The following is a 17,798-nucleotide window of genomic DNA, read 5'->3' as shown; positions in this document are numbered from 1 at the left end:
CCGGCGCCGCGCGTCACACCGCGCTCAAGGCTGCGCGGCGTAGTACTTTGCCAGACCGTCGATCTCATCCGGCGTCAGATGCCGCGCGATATTGCGCATTTGCTCATTGATGTCATTACGGCGCTCGCCGGTGGCGAAGCGCTGCATCTGCGCCGCCAGATAGATCGACGACTGGCCACCAAGCCACGGCGCGGCGCCCTTGCGGTCGAGCTGTCCATGGCACGCGGCGCACGGTGCGATGTTGCGCATCGGGTCGCCTTGCATCGCGAGCTTCACCGCATTGGCATCCAGCCCCTCGCCTGATGCGCCGCTTTCGGCCGGCGCCGCGCGCTGCAAGGACGCGTAATAAGCCGCCAGGTCGTGAAGATCCTGCTCGCTGCGATTGCGGATGATGGGCTGCATCACCGCGCTGACGCGCTCGCCGGTCTGATAGTCGCGCAATTCCTTGTAGATCGCATCGGCATACTGACCTGCGAGCGCCGGAGCGGTCACCTGCACGGTGCCGAGCACGCCGTGGCACATCGAGCAGTTCTGCGTCGCCAAAGTTGCGCCGCGTCCAATCGAACTGGCGTCGACGCGTTCGCGATGCGGCGGCAGCACGACCACTTCGCTAGGGGCGGTCCCTGCAAGGTTCGAGCCGGCGTCGTACCAGCTGGATGGCGCCCCCGCGGCGCTGCAGATGGTCGCCCACAATCCGTGTCCGCTGAAGTCGCGGTTCGCGGACGGCAGCCAGACAAAGCCAATCAGGATCGAGATGATCGCGAATGCGATCACACCGCCCACGCTTGTCCTGAACCAGGGGTTACGCAGGCTGAAAACGCGTTCCTCGTTCATCGCTGGGCTCCCACCACGACCGCCGGCACGGAAGTCTGCTGCAGCCGCACCAGCTGGAAGATCGGCACGCTGTAATTGACGACGGTGAGGCCGATCATCAACCCGACCCACAGCCCGAAGCTGTTGAGCGCGGCCGGCACGTGATCGACCGGTTGCGTGGCCGTACTGAAGCGGAATTCGTTCGGCTGCACGCGCGGTCCGAGCTGGGACTTCGCGAGAATGTAGATGAAGAGCACGCCGGAGATCACCAGCACGAAACCGCCGATGGCCGACATGGCCACCCACACGGCCTGCTCCCTTAGACCCGGTGCGCTGTAGTCGTAGTAGGCCATGCGGCGCGGCGCGCCGAGCAGCCCCACGTAGTGCCACGGCAGGGTGACGACCATCATGCCGATGAACCACAGCCAGAGCTGCGTGCGTACCAGACTGAGCGAGCAGAGCGCGCGTCCCGTGAGTTGCGGCCACAGCTCATAGGCAATCGCGAAGTACATGATGACGATCGCCCCACCGTAGATGAGATGGAAATGGCCGGTGACCCACTGCGTGTTGTGGATCGTCGAATTCAACTGGTAGCTCATGTTGATGAGGCCGCCGGCGCCGCCCAGTCCCAGCATCACGAAGGAAAACGCAATCACCAGCATCATGGGATTGCGCCAGGGCAGTGCGGCCAGCCAGCCGAACGCGCCTTTGCCGCCGCGCAGCCGCCCGGCGATTTCCACCGATGCGCAGATCGTGAAGACGGTCAAGAGCGTCGGAACCGACACCATCCCCGTGAACGCCGCGTGCATGAACTTGAAGCCCGCGCCGACCTGCGGATCCGCGAACAGGTGATGAATGCCGATAGGCATCGCGAAGACGAGGAACAGGACGAACGACACGCGCGCCATCGAATCGCTATAGAGGCGTCCGCCAATCGCGCGGGGCACGATCGTGTAGTACGCGATATACGCAGGCACCAGCCAGAAATAGACGATCGCATGCAGCGTCCACGAGAACAGCACGCGGGCGAGCCCCGCGTCGATGGTGGCTTTCCAGCCGAGCGCGACCGGCAGGATCTGCAGCAGGATTTCGAGCGCCGCGCCGATCGCGGTCCACGCCCACAGATACGCGCCCGCCACATTGGCGAACATCGCAAGCGGCACCGGTTTGCCGGGATTGGCGCGCTTCCACACGCGCAGGTTCACATACATCAGGGCGACCCAGATCCACGAACCGACCACCACCAGCACCACGCCGATGTAATAGAGCGGGCTGCCGATCAGCGGCGGATAGAAGGTGAACAGCACCGACGCGTCGCCCATCGAAACCGGAATCATCGCGACCACCGCGCCGACGGCCAGCACGATGAAGCCGGCCCACGCCCACCGGAGCCCGACCAGCGGCTGACGCAGCGCCAGTTCGACGATCGCATAGCCGAAGCCCATCGCCACCAGGGTGGGCAGCACATAGGCCATCACAGTGCCGTGCGCGGTGACGGAGCGATAGTAAAGCTCAGGATCGCCGACCCACGGCAGCAGGGGGCTGCGCACCAGCATTTGCCACGAGCCCATGAAGAGCGCCAGCAGAAAAGTGATGAAGGCGAGCCAGAAGTGCGCAAGAACGAGTCGCTTAGCGAGAAACACAGCTGAGCCTCCGTGATTGTCGAGCCTGCTCGAGGAAAGCGGCTTTGTCGATCACCTTCACATGCGCCCACATCGTCTGATGGCCGAAGCCGCAGAACTCGTGACACGGCATCAGATGATCGCCGGGGTGATCGAAACTCGTCGTCAGCGTGGCGATATAGCCGGGCACCACCATCGTATTGATGTTGGTGTCGGTAACGAGCAGGCCGTGCACCACGTCCGCGCTGGTGGTGCGAAAGGTGACGGGGGTGTCCGTCGGCACCAGCAGGCATTGCGGCGTGAACGAATACTGCTGCGCGATGAAGCGCACCACCACCGAGCCATCTGGCTGAACGGCCGCGCCGAGATTCTCTTCGACGAATTCACCGGAGAGCTGCAGACGTGTCGGATCGACGGTCTCGACGCGCGACGGCGGCATCATCGCCCAGTGCACGCCGGTAAACACGACCACGACCAGCATCAGCAGGATCAGGGCGGCCGCGAAAATGGCCCAGCGCCGCTCGGCGCGCAGCGCGACGGCGTGGCCGCCAGACGTGTGATCGGGAGAAGGAGAAGGAGTCGACATGGTCAGTGAATGACGCCGCGCGGCAGAAAGACGAAGAAGTAGAAGCCGAACCAGATCGCCACCACGACCAGCGCGGCGACGCCGGCCACCGCGATCGCGCCGTGCGGGCCGGCTGCAACGACGCGTTCCACCTCTTCATCCGTCGGTGGGGCGGTGCTCTGGGTGTCGTTGGCGTCCATCTGCAGGTTCTCCGGATCAACGTATCGAACAGCTCACACACGCGCTTTTTGCCAGACTCACTTGCAACTCACTCGAAGCGCTGCGTGGATGGATCAATGAAGGGGTGCCTTGCGCAGTTCGTTGACCTGACGCTCCGTCACCGGGTGCCCATGATTGCCCCAGGCGGTGCGGATATAGGTGACGACCGCGGCGGCATCCGCGTCGCTCAACTCCTGCCCGAACGGCGGCATGCCATACGGCTCGGGATTGCGTTGCGTGCCTGGCGGGAAGCCGCCGTTCAGCACGATCCGGATCGGATTGACGGCCGAATCCATTTCGATCGACTGGTTCTGCGCGAGCGGCGGGTAATGCTGCACGTGACCTTCGCCCTTTGCGCCGTGGCACAGCGCGCATTTGTCAGCGTAGATCTGTTCGCCGAGCGCGAAGACCTTGGTGTCGGTGCTGGCGGAGGGGCCGGTTTTGCGGCCACGGTCGTTGTCGGGCAGCGTCTTCAGATAGGCGGCCATCGCCTTGACGTCGTCGTCCGTCATGTACTGCAGGCTGTGATAGGTCACCTCGGCCATCGGTCCGTAGACCGCGCCGCGATCGGAGATGCCCGCTTGGAGCAGATCGACGATGTCCTTCACGCTCCAGTCGCCGAGGCCGCCGTCCTTGTCCGACGTCAGCGACGGTGCGTACCAGTTCTGCACGGGGATCAAGCCGCCCGCAAACTGTTCGCGCGGCGACGAGCCGCCCAGCAGGTTGATCCTCGTGTGACACATCGTGCAATGGCCGAGGCCCTCCACCAGATAGGCGCCGCGATTCCATTCCACCGAACGCGTCGGGTCCGGCCTGTACTCGCCCTCGCGGAAATACAGCGTGCGCCAGCCGAGCAGCAGGTCGCGCTGGTTGAACGGGAACTTCAAGGCATGCGGCTTGTTCGGCTGACGCACCGGCGGGACCGATTTCAGATACGCGAAGATCGCGTCCGAGTCTTCACGCGTCACCTTGGTGTATTGGGCGATCGGCATCACCGGGTAGATCAGTTTGCCGTCCGGTTTGCGGCCGGTGCGCATCATCTTGAAGAAGGCTTGCGTGCTCCATGCGCCGATGCCGTACTGAGCGTCCGGGCTGATGTTCGGCGAATAGAAGGTGCCGAAGGGCGTTTCCATGGGCAGGCCGCCGCCGAACATCTTGCCGCGCGGGGCGGTGTGGCATGCAATGCAATCGCCGGCGCGCGCGAGATATTCGCCGCGCTTGACGATGTCGGGGCGCGTATCGTCGGCAGGCGTCGCGTTGCTGGCCGCTTCGGCCGCTTCGGCTGCGAACGCGCCTGAGAGCAATGGCGCATGCGGCGCAAGCGAAGTCACGATCAGAGCCACAAGCACGATGCGCCACGCGATTGCGCAGCAGCGCTTGCAGAATGCGTCCAGGAGAGAGAAGGAGATCGGCTTCATTGCGGTTGACTCCCGCAGGCCAACGGCAATTTGCCGTCGCTCGCCGCGCCCGGTCGCGGGTCCGCCGGCCGCGGCTGACGCGCGAGCCAGCTGGACACGGCGGTAATGTCCCGGTCGGTGAGCTTGACGGCAATCGAGTGCATGCAGTCCGGCGCAACGGCATGACGGGTGCCGGAGCGCCAGGTCCCCATCTGTCCGGCGATGTAGCTGGCATGCAGACCCAGCAGGCCCGGAATGCCCGGTTGGGCGCCGGTCAAACGCGCGCCGTGGCAAGCCGCGCAGGCGGGCAGCTTGCGCGCGGGATCGCCCTGTGTGACGAGCCGCTGACCGTATTCCAGCACTGCGGGCGAAACATTGCCGGTGTCCGCATTCGGATAGGGCGGCTGCAGGTCCGCGAAGTACTGGCTGATCTTGCGCAAGTAGTCGTCGGGCAGGAACGCGAGCAGATAGCCCATGGGCGGATAGGTGCGGCCGCCGTCACGAAACGAGATCAGCTGATTGAACAGATAGTCGGCCGGCTTGCCGGCGATGCGCGGGAAGTAGTCGTTGTTGAGCCCCTGGCCTTGCACGCCGTGACAGGAGGTGCAGGCGCGCACGCGCTCGTCCATGGCGGACGGCATGGGCGTGGCTGCGTCGGTGGCGGCGAGTGTCGCGCAAGTCCACGCAGCGCAAATCAAAAACAGAAAGGACGATCCGATAGTTCTGCGATGCACGCCAAGCCTCGTCGGGAGAACGCGTTTTCACGCACGTTACTCACGCATGCGAAATTCGCCGCATGACAACCCTTCAAACCTGCTTTGGACCGCAACTGCGAAACGATGAATCAGAAAGGATTAATTTGATTGGTGAGCAGATCGAATCAATACGGCCATGCATTTACCAGATTCGATACGCCGATGATGCGCAAACGCCTGTGGGGTGAAGTGTTCGGGCGTGAGCAATTTACTTTCTTGCGCTGCGCTATACCTTATTGCAAGCCGATGACCGCACGAGATTTCCGCATGCGTCAACAAGGGCCCAAATGCAATTCACGCGGATACCGGCTAATCATAGGCGGCATCCAGAGCGCTTTCAACCGCGCTTTTGCCGGGCAGCAGACGGGCCTGCTGCGAATGGAGTGCACGCGTGTTTCCAGCCACGCCAGGCACGCTTTTTTGCGCTCAGCTAAAGAGGCGCACCAGCGCAGCATGCGCATTGCTGACCCGTTCGCTTTCACCCGCGCGCCCGGGCAGCAGATGAAATTCAACCGAAGGTAGTGCCGGTAAGCCAACCGCTGGCGCAACGGCAACGACGCCGGCGCCGATCGACGATTCATTCAGACAGGAGATGCCGAGTCCCGCCTTCAACGCGAGTTGCAGACCGGCCACGCCCGACGCCGAGTGCGAGATCACGTAGGGCACCTTGCGTTCGTCGAGCAGCTTGACGACGAAGCGCTGCAGCTGGCAAGTGGACGGCAGCAGCACGAGCGGATAGGGCTCGGCGACGCGCGGGTCGGCGTCGGCGGAGACGGCCCAGAGCAGTTTCTCGCGGCGCACGGCCGTGCCCTGTGCGCGAGCCGCGCCGGTTCCGCGCCGCTGGGCCGGCGCGGCAAGACGCAGCGACAGGCCAATGTCGAACGACGCGTCGTCACCGGCGCTGCTGTCGATCACGGCGCTCGGCAACACGGTGACGTGCAGCTTCAGCCGCGGGTACTGCTCCGAGAACGTTTTCAGAATGCGGGCAATGTCGTGCGGACGGTAATAGTCCGTGATCGCAATGCGCAGTTCGCCGTCTAGCGAATGGCCTTGCAGGTCTTCGAACGCGGCTTCGCTCATGGCGAGGATGCGGCGTGCGTGATCGAGCAGGCGCGCGCCGGCCTGCGTCGCAGTCACGCCCTGTTTGCTGCGTACGAAGAGCGGCTGGCCGGCGCGCTCCTCGAGCTTCTTCAACTGCTCGCTCACCGACGACTGCGACAGGAAGACGCGCTCCGCACCTGCCGACACGCTGCCCGACTCGGCGACGGCGACAAAGGTACGTAGTTGGGTCAGATCGAATCCACGTAAGGTCATGATTCGGATTATCCGATGGAAGTCATATGATTTTCCTGATTCTCCGATGGACAGTCCAGTCTTGCGATGCTGCCAGTTCATCTCGGATCCTGGGGGCGTCATGGGACGTGAATTTCCGCAAAACGCGCACGCGACCCACGCGCGCGGCGTCAATCACCGCTGGAAGGCGTTAGGGGGCGGCTTTGCCGCAAACGCGAGTTTTTCCGCGGCGTTTTCAGGCCTCCCGACCACGGCGGTCTTTCTGCGTTCCGGGTATCACGTCGGCAATAGCGGCCTGGGACTGGTGCTCGGGATGATGGGTCTTGGCATCGCGTTGAGCGAATTGCCGTGGGGTCTGCTGACAGATCGTTGGGGCGGCCGCCGGGTGCTGCTGCTCGGCCTCGGCTCGACGGCGGCGGCACTTGCGGCGATGGCGTGCTTCGTGGTGCCGCACGGCGCATCTGTACCCGGCCTCGCAATGCTGGGTGGCGTGTGTGCTTCGGCGTGGCATGGCGTGGCGTTCACCGAACTGGCGACGCTCGCGGGCACGAGCCGTGCCGGCACGGCGCTGGCAATGGGCAACACCTTTGCGTTCCTGACCTTGTTCGTGACGCCATTGGCCATTCCGCTGCTGCTGTCAGTTGGATCGTGGCCCATGGTGTGGGCCGTGGCGCGTGTGTTTGCGCTGATCGCGCTGCCGGTGTTTCCGCGCGCCGTCGCTGCGAGGGCGCGCGCCGCAGCGCGCGTGTAGTGTGGGTGTGCGCGAAATACGAGGGTTTTTGAAAGAAATAAGTTTGCTAATTGAAGGCTATTCGGAAACCTCCGATTCGCTTCTTTCGAACAAACTGATTTTATAGACGAGTTTGCCACGCCGTTCCCGCGCCATGAATTGGAACGTCGAGCCGAACACCCGACAGCGTTTTTTTCAGACGTCTGACTCGCGTACACATACAACAAACGAGATAAACATGGTGCAACTTCGGGTCGTTCTGGCCGACGACCATCCCTTCGTGCGGCTCGGCGTGCGGTCCGCCGTTTCCGCGCACGCCGACATCGTCATTGCCGGCGAGTCGGCGAATCCCACTTCCCTGATTGAACTGCTGCAGAAGGTCAGGTGCGACGTGCTCGTGACCGATCTGAGCATGCCTGAAGCAGACGGCACGATTGACGACGGCATGCGTCTCGTGAGGCGCATTCGCTGCGACTGGCCGGCGTTGCGCATCGTGGTGCTGACCAGCCTGGCAAGCCCCGTCATTGCGCGTTCCATCTTGCTGGATGGCGCGGTGAGCCTGCTGAACAAAGCCGGCTCGATGGACGAACTGGTCAGCGCGATCCGGTCCGCGAGTGCAGGGCATGTGCACATCAGCCAGTCGATTCTGGCGGCGCTCACTGAAGTCGACGGCGTGCCTCCCGTGTCGTTATCGACGCGCTGTCTGTCGCCGCGCGAGACGGAGGTGGTCGGAATGTTCGTACGGGGAAGGTCAGTGTCTGAAATCGCCCGCGTGCTTGGACGAGATATCCGCACCGTGAGCCGCCAGAAGCGCATTGCCATGGCCAAGCTTGGGGTAGATAACGATCCCGCTTTATTCGCCTACGTTCGAGTTCACGGAACGGTCTGATTATCACGTCGGATAACTAATCAATTAAATCAGAATGACAATGGAAAATTCTCATTTAAGAGCGCTCTTATGTTTGTCGATTGGCAAATGTTTGATGCTCGCCGCTGGCCCAGTTGTTCCTCAAGAGAGCGACAGGATGTGACGAATCGGGAAAACCGAACACGATGAAACAACGCGCCGAAATCAATGCAACCACGAGAGCGATTATCGCGGACGATCATCCGCTGGTTTTGCTCGCAATCGAAAACCTGCTGTCCAGCTTTCCCAATCTCACAGTCGTCGGGCGTGCTACCGGTTCGTCCGAACTGTTTGCTGAAGCCGATCGCGTCGAATGCGATCTCGCCGTGATGGATCTGCATATGCCGGGTGATCTGGGGAGCGACGGCATCGACACAATCAGGTGCTTCAAGAAACGCTACCCGGACGTGGCGCTGGTGGTCCTCACCATGGAGACCGAGGCGCAAGCGCTGCAGCAGGTGCTGTCGCTCGGCGTGGATGCGCTCGTGAGCAAGCGCGATCGCATCGACCTGATCCATGTTGCTATCGTCACGGCATTGGCGCACGAGTGCTACGTGGGGCCGGCAGTGCGCTCGCTGATCGCGGAGGCAACCGTAGCGCGCCGCCTCGAGTTCGTGCGCCAGTTGTTGTCGCCGCGCGAACTCGAGGTGCTGACGCACTACGCGGCGGGGCTGGGCGTGACGGAGATAGCGTCCCAGCTCGGTCGCAGCGTCAAGACCATTAGCGCGCAGAAATGCACCGCCATGCGCAAGCTGGCTTTACAGAGCGACAGCGAGTTATTCCGGTTCGCGGTCGAGCATGGCGTGCTGTCCGGCGATCGCCGACTGAACCGGCGCTGATCCGGCGGGCGTCGCGCGCCACCCGCGCGACGGTGAATCAAAGGTCCGGCAACTCCTGGGGATGCACCACGTGCGGGGAGTACCGGCCAGTACACAACAAAAAATGAAACCGAAAATTCGAGTGATCGTAGCCGACGACCACAGCTGCGTCCGTATGGGCGTCAGACAACTGCTGCAGCCCCTTCCACATATGTCGATCGTCGGCGAGGCAGCCGATGCGCAAATGCTGGCCGAATGTCTCGACACCTGCCCATGCGAGGTGGTCGTGTCGGATCTCGGCATGCCCGATATCGAAGGCTCTGGCAACGCAACCACCGTGTTGCGGCGTGCCCTGCGCCACGCGCCGGGTTTGCGCATCGTCGTACTGACGATGATCTGCCATCCGCCCACACTGGCCGGCTTGCTGCAGATGGGCGTGGCGGCCGTCGTCGACAAACGCGACACGGTGGAGGCGCTGGTGGACGCCATCCACGCAGCGGCAAGCGGCGGCAACTATGTGTCCGCCTGCGTGCGCGCCGCCTTCGACCAGACCGGCTCGTTTCCACAACCGCGTGCAGGTGTCCTGAGTGCGCGGGAGTGGGAGGTGTTCCGTCTGTATGTGCAAGGCATGCGCATCCGCGAGATCGCCGCGCGTCTGGAACGCAGCGGCAAGACGATCAGCACGCAAAAGCGAAGCGCGATGCGCAAGCTAGGCCTCGAATCAGAAGCCGATCTCATCAGATACGCACACCAGATCGGTTTGACTTGAGCGTGCGAGAGAGAAATTTCTGATCATGTCGGGCGAAAAATCCTTGAATTAAGAATCGTCTGATTAGGCGCATGACAACGCGATCTCATACTTGCGTGATGGCATGCGGTTCACGTCTGGCGTCGTCAACCTCTCACGAATCAGCGATTCGGCATGCCAATCTGAACAAAAAATCTGCATGGCGGCGACTCGACGCATCGTATGCGTCGTCGCACCGTGCGACGCGCATACAGAGGCACGACATGGTGACGTTGGGTAAGCGTTTGGCGGTCGAAGGCGCGGGCACGGCCTGGTTCGTATTCGTGGGCTGCGGCAGCGTCGTTCTGAATGCGGGCGGCGCGCCGCAAGGCTACGGCGTGCTCGAGGTGGCGCTGGCGTTCGGCCTTGCGCTGGCGACGGCCACCTACGCACTCGGACGCCTGTCAGGCGCGCACTTCAACCCGGCGGTCACCATTGGGCTCGCCGTCGCCAACCGTTTTCCGGTGCGCGATCTGGTGCCGTACATTGCCGCTCAGATCCTCGGCGCGGTGGCCGGCACCGCGCTGCTCGCCTATGTGGCAAGCGGCCGGCCGGGATTCGACCTCGCGGCAAGCGAATTCGCAGCTAACGGCTTCGGCGATCACTCGCCGGCGGACTATCAGTTCCACTCAGCGCTGGCGATCGAACTGGTGATGTCGTTTGCGTTCGTAATGGCGAACCTGATGATCTCGCGCAAAAACATCTCGCGTTCCATCACACCGCTGGTAAAGGGCGCATGCCTCGCGCTTATCTACCTCGTGGCGCTGCCCGTCACCAATGCATCGATCAATCCTGCGCGCTCCACCGGTCCGGCGCTGTTTGTCGGCGACTGGGCACTCGACCAGCTCTGGCTCTTCTGGGCCGCGCCAATGGCGGGCGGCATCGCTGCCGGTGCAGTCTACGCGCTCCTGTGGGGTAAGCCGCGCGCGCAACAGGCTACTCGCGAGGCAATGCGCCATGACGTCATCTAGTTTTCACCTGTCTGCCCGGTCGGCGCGCGCATGCTGAGGACGCCCGCCAACGCCAACATGAGCGCGGCGCTGCAATCCCTGTTGCGGTGCTGCGTCGCGCTGTTCATGCTACTCGGCGCCCAGTTCGCGTATGCCGCCACCCCGCCCGGCGTAGCGTCACAGGGAAACGCCGTCGGCAATGCAGCGCCCTCGACGCTGAGAGTGGGTGTGCTGGAAAGCGGCTGGGCGCCGTTCGAGGAATTCGAGGGCGGCCGATTGACCGGTCTGAGCGTCGACTATCTGCGCGCGCTCGTGGGGCCGGATGTCGTCGTGGAGCCCAGGCTATATCCGGATATGCCGCAACTGCTGGCAGCTGTCTCCAGGGGCGACGTCGACGTGACGATGAGCATGGCCCGCACGCCTGAGCGGGAGCATCGTCTCGCCTTCACCGCGCCTTACTTCCGGTCATCCATTTCGGTCGTGGCCAACGCTCGCGACACGACCTTGCAGAGCGTCGAGCAGCTTGCCGACGCGCGCATTGCGATCGAAAGAGGCTTCGCCCTGGAACGGACGCTGCGCGACCGGTTCCCGCACGCGCAATTCAGCCTCTTCACCGACACCGCTTCCGCGTTACGCGCCGTTGCACAGGGCGACGCCGATTCTTATCTCGGCTTCACCCCTTCAGTGCAATTCGCGCTCGCCAACGACGCAATGCGCGATCTGCGCGTTGCCTTCGAAGACAACGTCAGGCCCAGCGAACTGCGCTTCGCCGTGAAGCCCAGTCGTACCGCGCTGCGCGACCAGCTCGATCGGGCGCTGGCGGCCATGGGTCCGGCCGATCAGGCGGCCATCGCCGTACACTGGCTCGGCAAAAGCTTCGATGAATCGTCCATCGCCGCCGCCCGGCGACTGGTGCTCACGCCCGGCGAGCGGGCCTGGCTGCATTCGCTGCCGCCGCTCGCCGTGGGCTTCGATCGCGGCTGGCCGCCATTCAGCTATCTCGACGAGTCGGGGCGCCCGAGCGGCATCGCCGCCGAATACCTCGACTATCTCAGCCGTTCGCTCGGTGTCCGCTTCAGCCGCGCGCCGATCGAAGACTGGCCGTCGACGCTCAGCGCGTTCCAGCGCGGCGAACTGGCGCTGCTCGCCACCTCTTCGCCCGGCGATCCCAGCCTGGCGGGCGCCGCAAAGACGCGTCCTTACGAAAGCTATCCGCTCGTCATCGTGGGGCGCGAGGACGAGCCTGTTGCGCGCAGTCTGAGTGACTTCGCGACTCGCCGCATTGCCGTCTCCGCGCACGTCGCCGGCTCGATCCCGCTGGCCGCCTACCGCATCCCTGCGGCGAATGTGACGGTGGCGCCCAGCCTCGAAGATGCACTCAATCTGGTGGCGAGCCGCAAGGCGGATGTGCTGGTCGGCAACGTGGCCGCTGTCGACCTCGAATTGAAGCAGCGCTACGCCGGCGTGCTCAAGATTCTTGGCACGGTCGGCGAATCCGACTCCCTCGGTTTTGCGGTGCGCCCCAGTCTCGCGCCGCTCGCGGGCTTGATCGACCGCGCGTTGCTCGCCATGCCGGCAGCCGAAAAGCAACGCATCCGCCAGAAATGGGTGACCGGGAATGCCGGCGACCCTCGCGGCTGGAGTGTGACGGCCGTGCGTTTGCTGCCGCTGCTGATCGGTATTGGCGTGGTGCTGGTGGTGACCCTGCGTGCCTATCTGCTACTGCAGCGCGAAGTACGGCTGCGCAAGCGAACCGAACGGGCACTGGCGGCGCAACTGAATTTCCAGCAAACCATGATGGAGACCGTACCCTATCCGCTCGTCGCGCGGGATCTGGAAGGACGGTATATCGCCATCAACCGCGCTTACGAAGAGTGCTCGGGTCTGAAGCGCGAGGAAATCATCGGACTCAAGGGCCGCGAAGTGCAGGCATGGGGCGCATTGAATAGCCGCAAGCTGGAAAACATGATCCGCCAGATGCTGAGGACCGGCGAACACGGCCAGGTCGAACTCGAATTTGCAGACCGCGCCGGCGAGATGCGCCACGGTCTGTTCTGGACCCGGATCTGCCGTGGCGCGGACGGTCAGCCGGCCTGCGTGCTGGGCACCATGGTCGACATCACCGAGATCCGCCGGACCGAACTGCTCGCCCGTGAGAACGAGCGGCGTCTCTTTGACGTGACGCGCTCGCTGCCGGCGGTGGTGTTCCAGCTGCGGCGTGACGCGTTCGGCCGCTACTCGTTCCCTTATCTCGGCGGTGACACGCAGAATCTGCTGGGCGGCGATGGCAGCACGCTGATGAGCGCGGGCGAAATCAGCTTCGAACGGATCTGGCCGGAAGACCGGTCGCGCGTGCTGGCCGAACTCGAGCGTTCCGCGCGCTCGGAGACGCCCATCCATATGGAGTTCCGGTCCGGGACGCACGCCGGGATCAGGTGGGTGCGTGCCGAACTGGCGCCGCGCCGCGAGGAGGGCGGCAGTGTGGTGTGGAGCGGCTATTGGGTCGACGCCAGCGCCGAGCACGCGCGCTCCGACGAACTGGCGCGCGCGCGTGACCTCGCGGAAGCCGCGTCGCGTGCCAAGGATGACTTTCTGGCAATGATGAGCCACGAAATCCGTACGCCGATGAATGGCGTGCTCGGGCTCGTCGAAGTGCTGGAACGTACCCGTCTGAACGCGGATCAGGGCGAAATGCTCAGCATGATCCACGAGTCCGCGGGCGCACTGTTGCAGATTCTCGATGACCTGCTCGACTACTCGAAGATCGAAGCCGGACGCCTGACCATCGAAGCGGAGCCGATCGACCTGCGCGAACTGGTCGACAACGCGGTCGGGCTGCTCGCCGGGCGGGCGCATGAGAAGGGCCTGAAGGTGCGCGTACATATTGCGTCCGAGGTGGCCGCCAGCCTGCGCGGCGACAGCGTGCGGCTGCGCCAGATTCTCTTCAACCTGCTGGGCAATGCAATCAAGTTCACGCTGGCCGGCGAGGTCGATGTGCGCGTCGCCGTTGCGGCGCAAACGGATCGTGGGCAAACGCTCGAGGTGAGCGTCGAGGACACGGGCATCGGCATCGCGCCGGAGGTGCAGGCGCGCCTGTTCGAGCCGTTCGTGCAGGCCGAGTCGTCCACCACGCGACGCTTCGGCGGCACGGGGCTTGGCCTCACCATCTGCCGTAAGCTGATCGCGCTCATGGGCGGCACGCTGGAACTTCACAGCGCGCCTGGCGTGGGCACTCGCATGACGGTGCGGCTGACGATGCCCGTCGAGGCGCAGCGCTACAGGATGGGTGGTCTGCGCGGCAAGCGCGGCGTCGTGGCCGTCACCGATGAACGCGTCGCGCAGGCGCTGATGCACTTTGGCACCGCGCTCGGCATCGAACTGCGCTGTGTGTGTCCGGCTAGCGGGGGGGTGCAGGACCCGGCGGTGCTGGCCAACACAGATCTGATTTTTCTGAGTGAAGGCATCGAGATACCCGAAGCGGCGCGTGCGGATTCTCGCGTGATCAGCATGACCGAAAAGCCCAAGCCGACCGGCTACCGGATCATCAACGAAGCGGTGCGCGTCAGTATCAATCCGATTTCCTGGCGTGGCCTCGGTGCGGCGTGCGCCGCGGCGTTGACCGGTTTGTCGCCGTCGCCAGCGCGTGTGCGCGGCACCGACGAGGCGGCCGCCGCGCCGCCGGACCGGGAGCGGGCGATTGCGAGCGGCCGGCTGATTCTGGTGGCGGAGGACCATCCGGTCAATCAGGAGCTGATCCGTCATCAGCTGGCGCTGTTGGGGTTTGCGTGCGACGTCGTGAACGACGGCGCCGAAGCGCTCGCCGCATTGAAGCACACGAGCTACGGTTGCCTCATCACCGATTGCCATATGCCGAATCTGTCCGGCTACGAACTGGCGCAGCGGGTGCGGGCAGACGAAGCCGCGCTGCCGGCTGGCACCCAGCCGTTACCCATCCTCGGTATCACCGCAAACACGGCGCCGGAGGACCTGAGCGAATGTCTCGACGCGGGCATGGACGACTGCCTCGTCAAGCCGACCCGCCTTGCGACCCTGCGCGAACATCTGAGCCGCTGGTTCGGCCCGGACGGCACACGGCAGGCGGTGCCCGCGGAAGCGCAGAATTCACCGCCGGCCGCCGCAGCGCAAGGCCCCGACGTCGTCGAAGCCTTCGTGCCGGTCGACCTGGGCCACATGACCCAATTGTGGGGCAGCGAGTCGACGGTAAAGGCGCTTCTGGATTCCTTCGTGACGTCGGTGCGCGATGACGTCCGGGCGTTGCCGCCGCTGCTCGATCAGGCCGACCTGAAGCAGTTGCGGGAATGGCATCACCGGGTGGCGGGCGCGGCCGGCGTGCTGCAATACCCGCCGTTGCTGGCGGCGCTGGAGCAATACCGCAGCGGTATGACCGCCAGGTCGCCGGAGCGGCGTCGCGCGGAAGGGCTCGACCTCGTGCGCAAGTGCAACGCCATGCTGGATGGGATTGAAGAGCAGGCTGCCCTGCTTGCCTGACTCCCGCGGCACGAAGTCGCATCGGGCAGCCGGCGAGGTAATGGCGTGTGTCGCCGGTGCCGAAAGGCGATCTGCATGGGCGAAAAAAAACGCGGCCGAAGCCGCGTTGAAGATTGGAGACATCCTTCGATGAAGGAGTCACTTCTCGCTAGAACAAGAATAGCTCCGGGATGCGGTGTGATTGCGTGTAATTTTCGCAATTCTCTGTTTTGAAATGGCGGTGAAAGCGGCGATAGGGTTGCGGCGCGTAGATCAGGCATTTGGCCCGCGGGCAGCAAGCGTAACGGAGGCGTCTCAAGACGATTTGCAATAGTATGTGCTTGCCTCGCACAGGGTTTAGCGCTGCCGGACCTTCGGTGCTGCGGCGCACAAGTCTGGAGCTAAGAACGATGATTGCGCTTCGAAAGTTGAATCTGGCCGTCATGTTGTGGATGCTGGCATCGGGGATCGCATTTGCAGATACGGTCGCGCTCAAGGCGGATCTGGAGCCGTCGAGCGAAGTGCCGCCGCGCGTCAGTCACGGGCACGGCATGGTGAACGCGCAGTTCGATACGTCGACCAAAACCTTGCAATGGACCATCACCTATCAGGAGCTCTCCAGCGCGACGACCAGCGCGCACTTTCACGGCCCCGCGCCGGTCGGACAAAACGCGAAGGTCCAGATCCCCATTGAGAAGAGCGCACTGGCCAGCCCGATCAAAGGCTCGGCTACCTTGTCCGATCAACAGGTGACCGACCTGATGTCCGGCCAATGGTATTTCAACATTCATACCGTGCAGAACCCGAGCGGCGAGATTCGCGGCCAGGTATTGCCGTCCAACTAGGCATCCTGTCGTGGTGGGCGTCGTGGGCGGCGAGTGGGCGCCGCGTAGTGTTGTGCTGCGGCAGAACGCTCCTTGGGATTAGAACGCATCGTCAAGCGGCTCGCCCGTGCACACACGTACCATGCGTGAACCTTGACCGTTCATGGAGTGTGTTCCGATGAGTTGGCAATGCGCTCTCGCATGCTGGTACTTGCGTCGACAGTTTCGCCCGGCGACGCTCGCGACGACGATCGACGTCGAACGCGCACGCGCGCTGACTTCGAAGCGTGTGTGGTCGCCCAAGGTGCCGGCCGGCTGGCGTCTGGTTGAACTGTACGGCGCGAACGAGCCGTTGCGCGGCGAATGGCTCGAACCGCTGGACACCCACGCCACGACTGAGCATCGGCCTGTCATCCTCTATCTGCACGGCGGCGGCTACTACTTCTGCTCACCGCGTTCGCATCGGTCGCTGGTGTTTGGCCTGGGCACGCGGGCGCGTGCCGCGACGCTGTCGCTCGATTACAGGCTCGCGCCCGAGCATCGCTTTCCGGCTGCGCTGGAAGATGCGCTGGCCGCGTATCGGCAGCTCGTGGCGAGCGGCACGCCGCCGCAGTCCATCGTGATGGCGGGCGATTCGGCGGGCGGCGGCCTGGCGCTCGCTACGCTGGTGGCGCTGCGGGATGCCGGTGACCCACTGCCGGCGGGCGGCGTGCTGTTTTCACCGTGGACCGATCTGGCGGCCAGCGGCGCAACGATCCGCAGCAACGACGGCGCGGACCCGATGTTCAGCGGCCAGGCAATCGGCCGTGCCGCGCAGGTGTACCTTGGCGACACGCCCGCCACCCATCCGTACGCGTCACCGGTCTATGCAGACCTGCATGGCTTGCCGCCGCTTCTCATCCAGGCCGGCAGCACGGAAGTGCTGCTCGACGATGCGCGCCGGGTGGCCGACCATGCGCGAGCCGCGGGCGTAACGGTCGACTTGCAGGTCTGGCCGAAGATGCCGCACGTCTGGCAGATCTTCGCGCCGTTTATTCCTGAAGCCCGTCGCGCGCTCGACAGCGCGGCCGGCTTCATCCGTCAGGTGACGAGCGAGCGTAGCGCTCAGCCGTCCAGCGCGATATCGATCGCCTCGTAAGCGGATTTGACGAGCTCCGGCCCATACTGGCGTTCCAGCCGCCGCACGGTGAAGTGGCCGTGCGCCACGAGCTGGAAGTGGTCCATGAAAACGGTATTGACCATGGCGCCCAGCACCGCGCCGATCGCCGGAATCGACTTGGCGGCGATCTGCTCGCTCACCTGCACGGAAAAGCGCGAGGCGATGATGTTGAGCAGGCGCAGCAGCGCGGCCGAGCCGTGCGCGGTAAATCCTTTGGTTGCGATTTCGGACGACGCCTTCGACACCGCCTGCGCGAGCGCGCCGCGCATGATGAAGTAGCCGAAGTCGGCGTCGTCGTCAGCTTTCGACGTGCCGCCCATGCCCAATACGGTCAGACACTGCAGCTGCGTGTCGATGGACGACAGGTCCTCGCCCTCGCTGCGCGCGATATCGCAGATCGAGCGGAACATCAGCGTGGTCGTAACCGGCAACTCCACCGGCAGCGCGAACAGACCGAAAGCGCCGCCTGCG

At 64.1% G+C, this 17,798-nt stretch carries 16 protein-coding genes; 8 read left to right on the top strand and 8 right to left on the bottom strand.

Translation table 11 applies throughout. The annotated features are described in order from the left end of the window. Positions 1-24: 24 nt before the first annotated feature. The 7 genes from VGH41_RS20735 to VGH41_RS20705 all read right to left on the bottom strand — a co-directional run bounded on the left by VGH41_RS20735 (position 25) and on the right by VGH41_RS20705 (position 6,685). Complete coding sequence (locus VGH41_RS20735) at positions 25-834, bottom strand: c-type cytochrome (protein WP_331599430.1); 810 nt, start codon at positions 832-834, stop codon at positions 25-27. Beyond that, the gene (locus VGH41_RS20730) at positions 831-2,456 is read right to left on the bottom strand and encodes a b(o/a)3-type cytochrome-c oxidase subunit 1 (protein WP_331599429.1); all 1,626 of its coding nucleotides are present in this window, start codon (positions 2,454-2,456) and stop codon (positions 831-833) included. The genes VGH41_RS20735 and VGH41_RS20730 overlap by 4 nt, the downstream gene beginning before the upstream one ends. Next, positions 2,443-3,021, bottom strand: a complete 579-nt coding sequence (locus tag VGH41_RS20725; protein ID WP_331599428.1) for a cytochrome C oxidase subunit II — start codon at positions 3,019-3,021, stop codon at positions 2,443-2,445. Before VGH41_RS20725 ends, VGH41_RS20730 begins: the two co-directional genes overlap by 14 nt. A 2-nt stretch (positions 3,022-3,023) precedes the next feature. Continuing rightward, the gene (locus tag VGH41_RS20720; RefSeq protein WP_331599427.1) at positions 3,024-3,200 is read right to left on the bottom strand and encodes a hypothetical protein; all 177 of its coding nucleotides are present in this window, start codon (positions 3,198-3,200) and stop codon (positions 3,024-3,026) included. Positions 3,201-3,293: 93 nt separating this feature from the next. Then, a complete protein-coding gene (locus tag VGH41_RS20715) occupies positions 3,294-4,637 on the bottom strand; it encodes a cytochrome c (protein WP_331599426.1) in 1,344 nt (447 codons plus the stop codon). Further along, entirely contained in the window at positions 4,634-5,350 is a 717-nt protein-coding gene (locus VGH41_RS20710; protein WP_331599424.1) for a c-type cytochrome, read from the bottom strand. The genes VGH41_RS20715 and VGH41_RS20710 overlap by 4 nt, the downstream gene beginning before the upstream one ends. 447 nt (positions 5,351-5,797) lie before the next feature. Continuing rightward, positions 5,798-6,685: a LysR family transcriptional regulator gene (locus tag VGH41_RS20705; protein ID WP_331599423.1), complete on the bottom strand. Its 888-nt coding sequence runs from the start codon at positions 6,683-6,685 to the stop codon at positions 5,798-5,800. Positions 6,686-6,785: 100 nt separating this feature from the next. Between VGH41_RS20705 and VGH41_RS20700 the strand changes: the two genes are divergently transcribed. The 8 genes from VGH41_RS20700 to VGH41_RS20665 all read left to right on the top strand — a co-directional run bounded on the left by VGH41_RS20700 (position 6,786) and on the right by VGH41_RS20665 (position 17,306). After that, positions 6,786-7,415, top strand: a complete 630-nt coding sequence (locus VGH41_RS20700; RefSeq protein WP_331599422.1) for an MFS transporter — start codon at positions 6,786-6,788, stop codon at positions 7,413-7,415. Positions 7,416-7,548: 133 nt separating this feature from the next. Continuing rightward, positions 7,549-8,283 carry a response regulator transcription factor gene (locus tag VGH41_RS20695; RefSeq protein ID WP_331599421.1) on the top strand — a complete coding sequence of 245 codons (735 nt, stop codon included), beginning with the start codon at positions 7,549-7,551 and terminating at the stop codon, positions 8,281-8,283. A gap of 164 nt (positions 8,284-8,447) precedes the next feature. Beyond that, positions 8,448-9,140 carry a response regulator transcription factor gene (locus VGH41_RS20690; RefSeq protein ID WP_331599420.1) on the top strand — a complete coding sequence of 231 codons (693 nt, stop codon included), beginning with the start codon at positions 8,448-8,450 and terminating at the stop codon, positions 9,138-9,140. Between the two features lie 103 nt (positions 9,141-9,243). Then, on the top strand, positions 9,244-9,888 hold the full coding sequence (locus tag VGH41_RS20685; RefSeq protein WP_331599419.1) for a response regulator transcription factor: 645 nt from the start codon (positions 9,244-9,246) through the stop codon (positions 9,886-9,888). Between the two features lie 242 nt (positions 9,889-10,130). Further along, positions 10,131-10,877, top strand: a complete 747-nt coding sequence (aqpZ, locus tag VGH41_RS20680) for an aquaporin Z (RefSeq protein ID WP_331599418.1) — start codon at positions 10,131-10,133, stop codon at positions 10,875-10,877. Between the two features lie 30 nt (positions 10,878-10,907). Beyond that, positions 10,908-15,365 (top strand): ATP-binding protein, encoded by a 4,458-nt coding sequence (locus tag VGH41_RS20675; protein WP_331599417.1) that lies wholly within the window; start codon positions 10,908-10,910, stop codon positions 15,363-15,365. 389 nt (positions 15,366-15,754) lie between these two features. Further along, a complete protein-coding gene (locus tag VGH41_RS20670) occupies positions 15,755-16,189 on the top strand; it encodes a CHRD domain-containing protein (RefSeq protein ID WP_331599416.1) in 435 nt (144 codons plus the stop codon). Positions 16,190-16,346: 157 nt separating this feature from the next. Next, positions 16,347-17,306 (top strand): alpha/beta hydrolase, encoded by a 960-nt coding sequence (locus VGH41_RS20665; RefSeq protein WP_331599415.1) that lies wholly within the window; start codon positions 16,347-16,349, stop codon positions 17,304-17,306. Here VGH41_RS20665 and VGH41_RS20660 read toward each other — a convergent pair. After that, a partial coding sequence (locus VGH41_RS20660) for an EcsC family protein (protein WP_331599414.1) occupies positions 17,273-17,798 on the bottom strand: 526 nt, incomplete at its 5' end. The two genes, VGH41_RS20665 and VGH41_RS20660, sit on opposite strands and share 34 nt — an antisense overlap.

It is taken from the genome of Paraburkholderia sp., from assembly GCF_036488795.1.
GTDB lineage: Bacteria > Pseudomonadota > Gammaproteobacteria > Burkholderiales > Burkholderiaceae > Paraburkholderia.
This window is presented reverse-complemented; position numbering and strand designations above follow the sequence as displayed.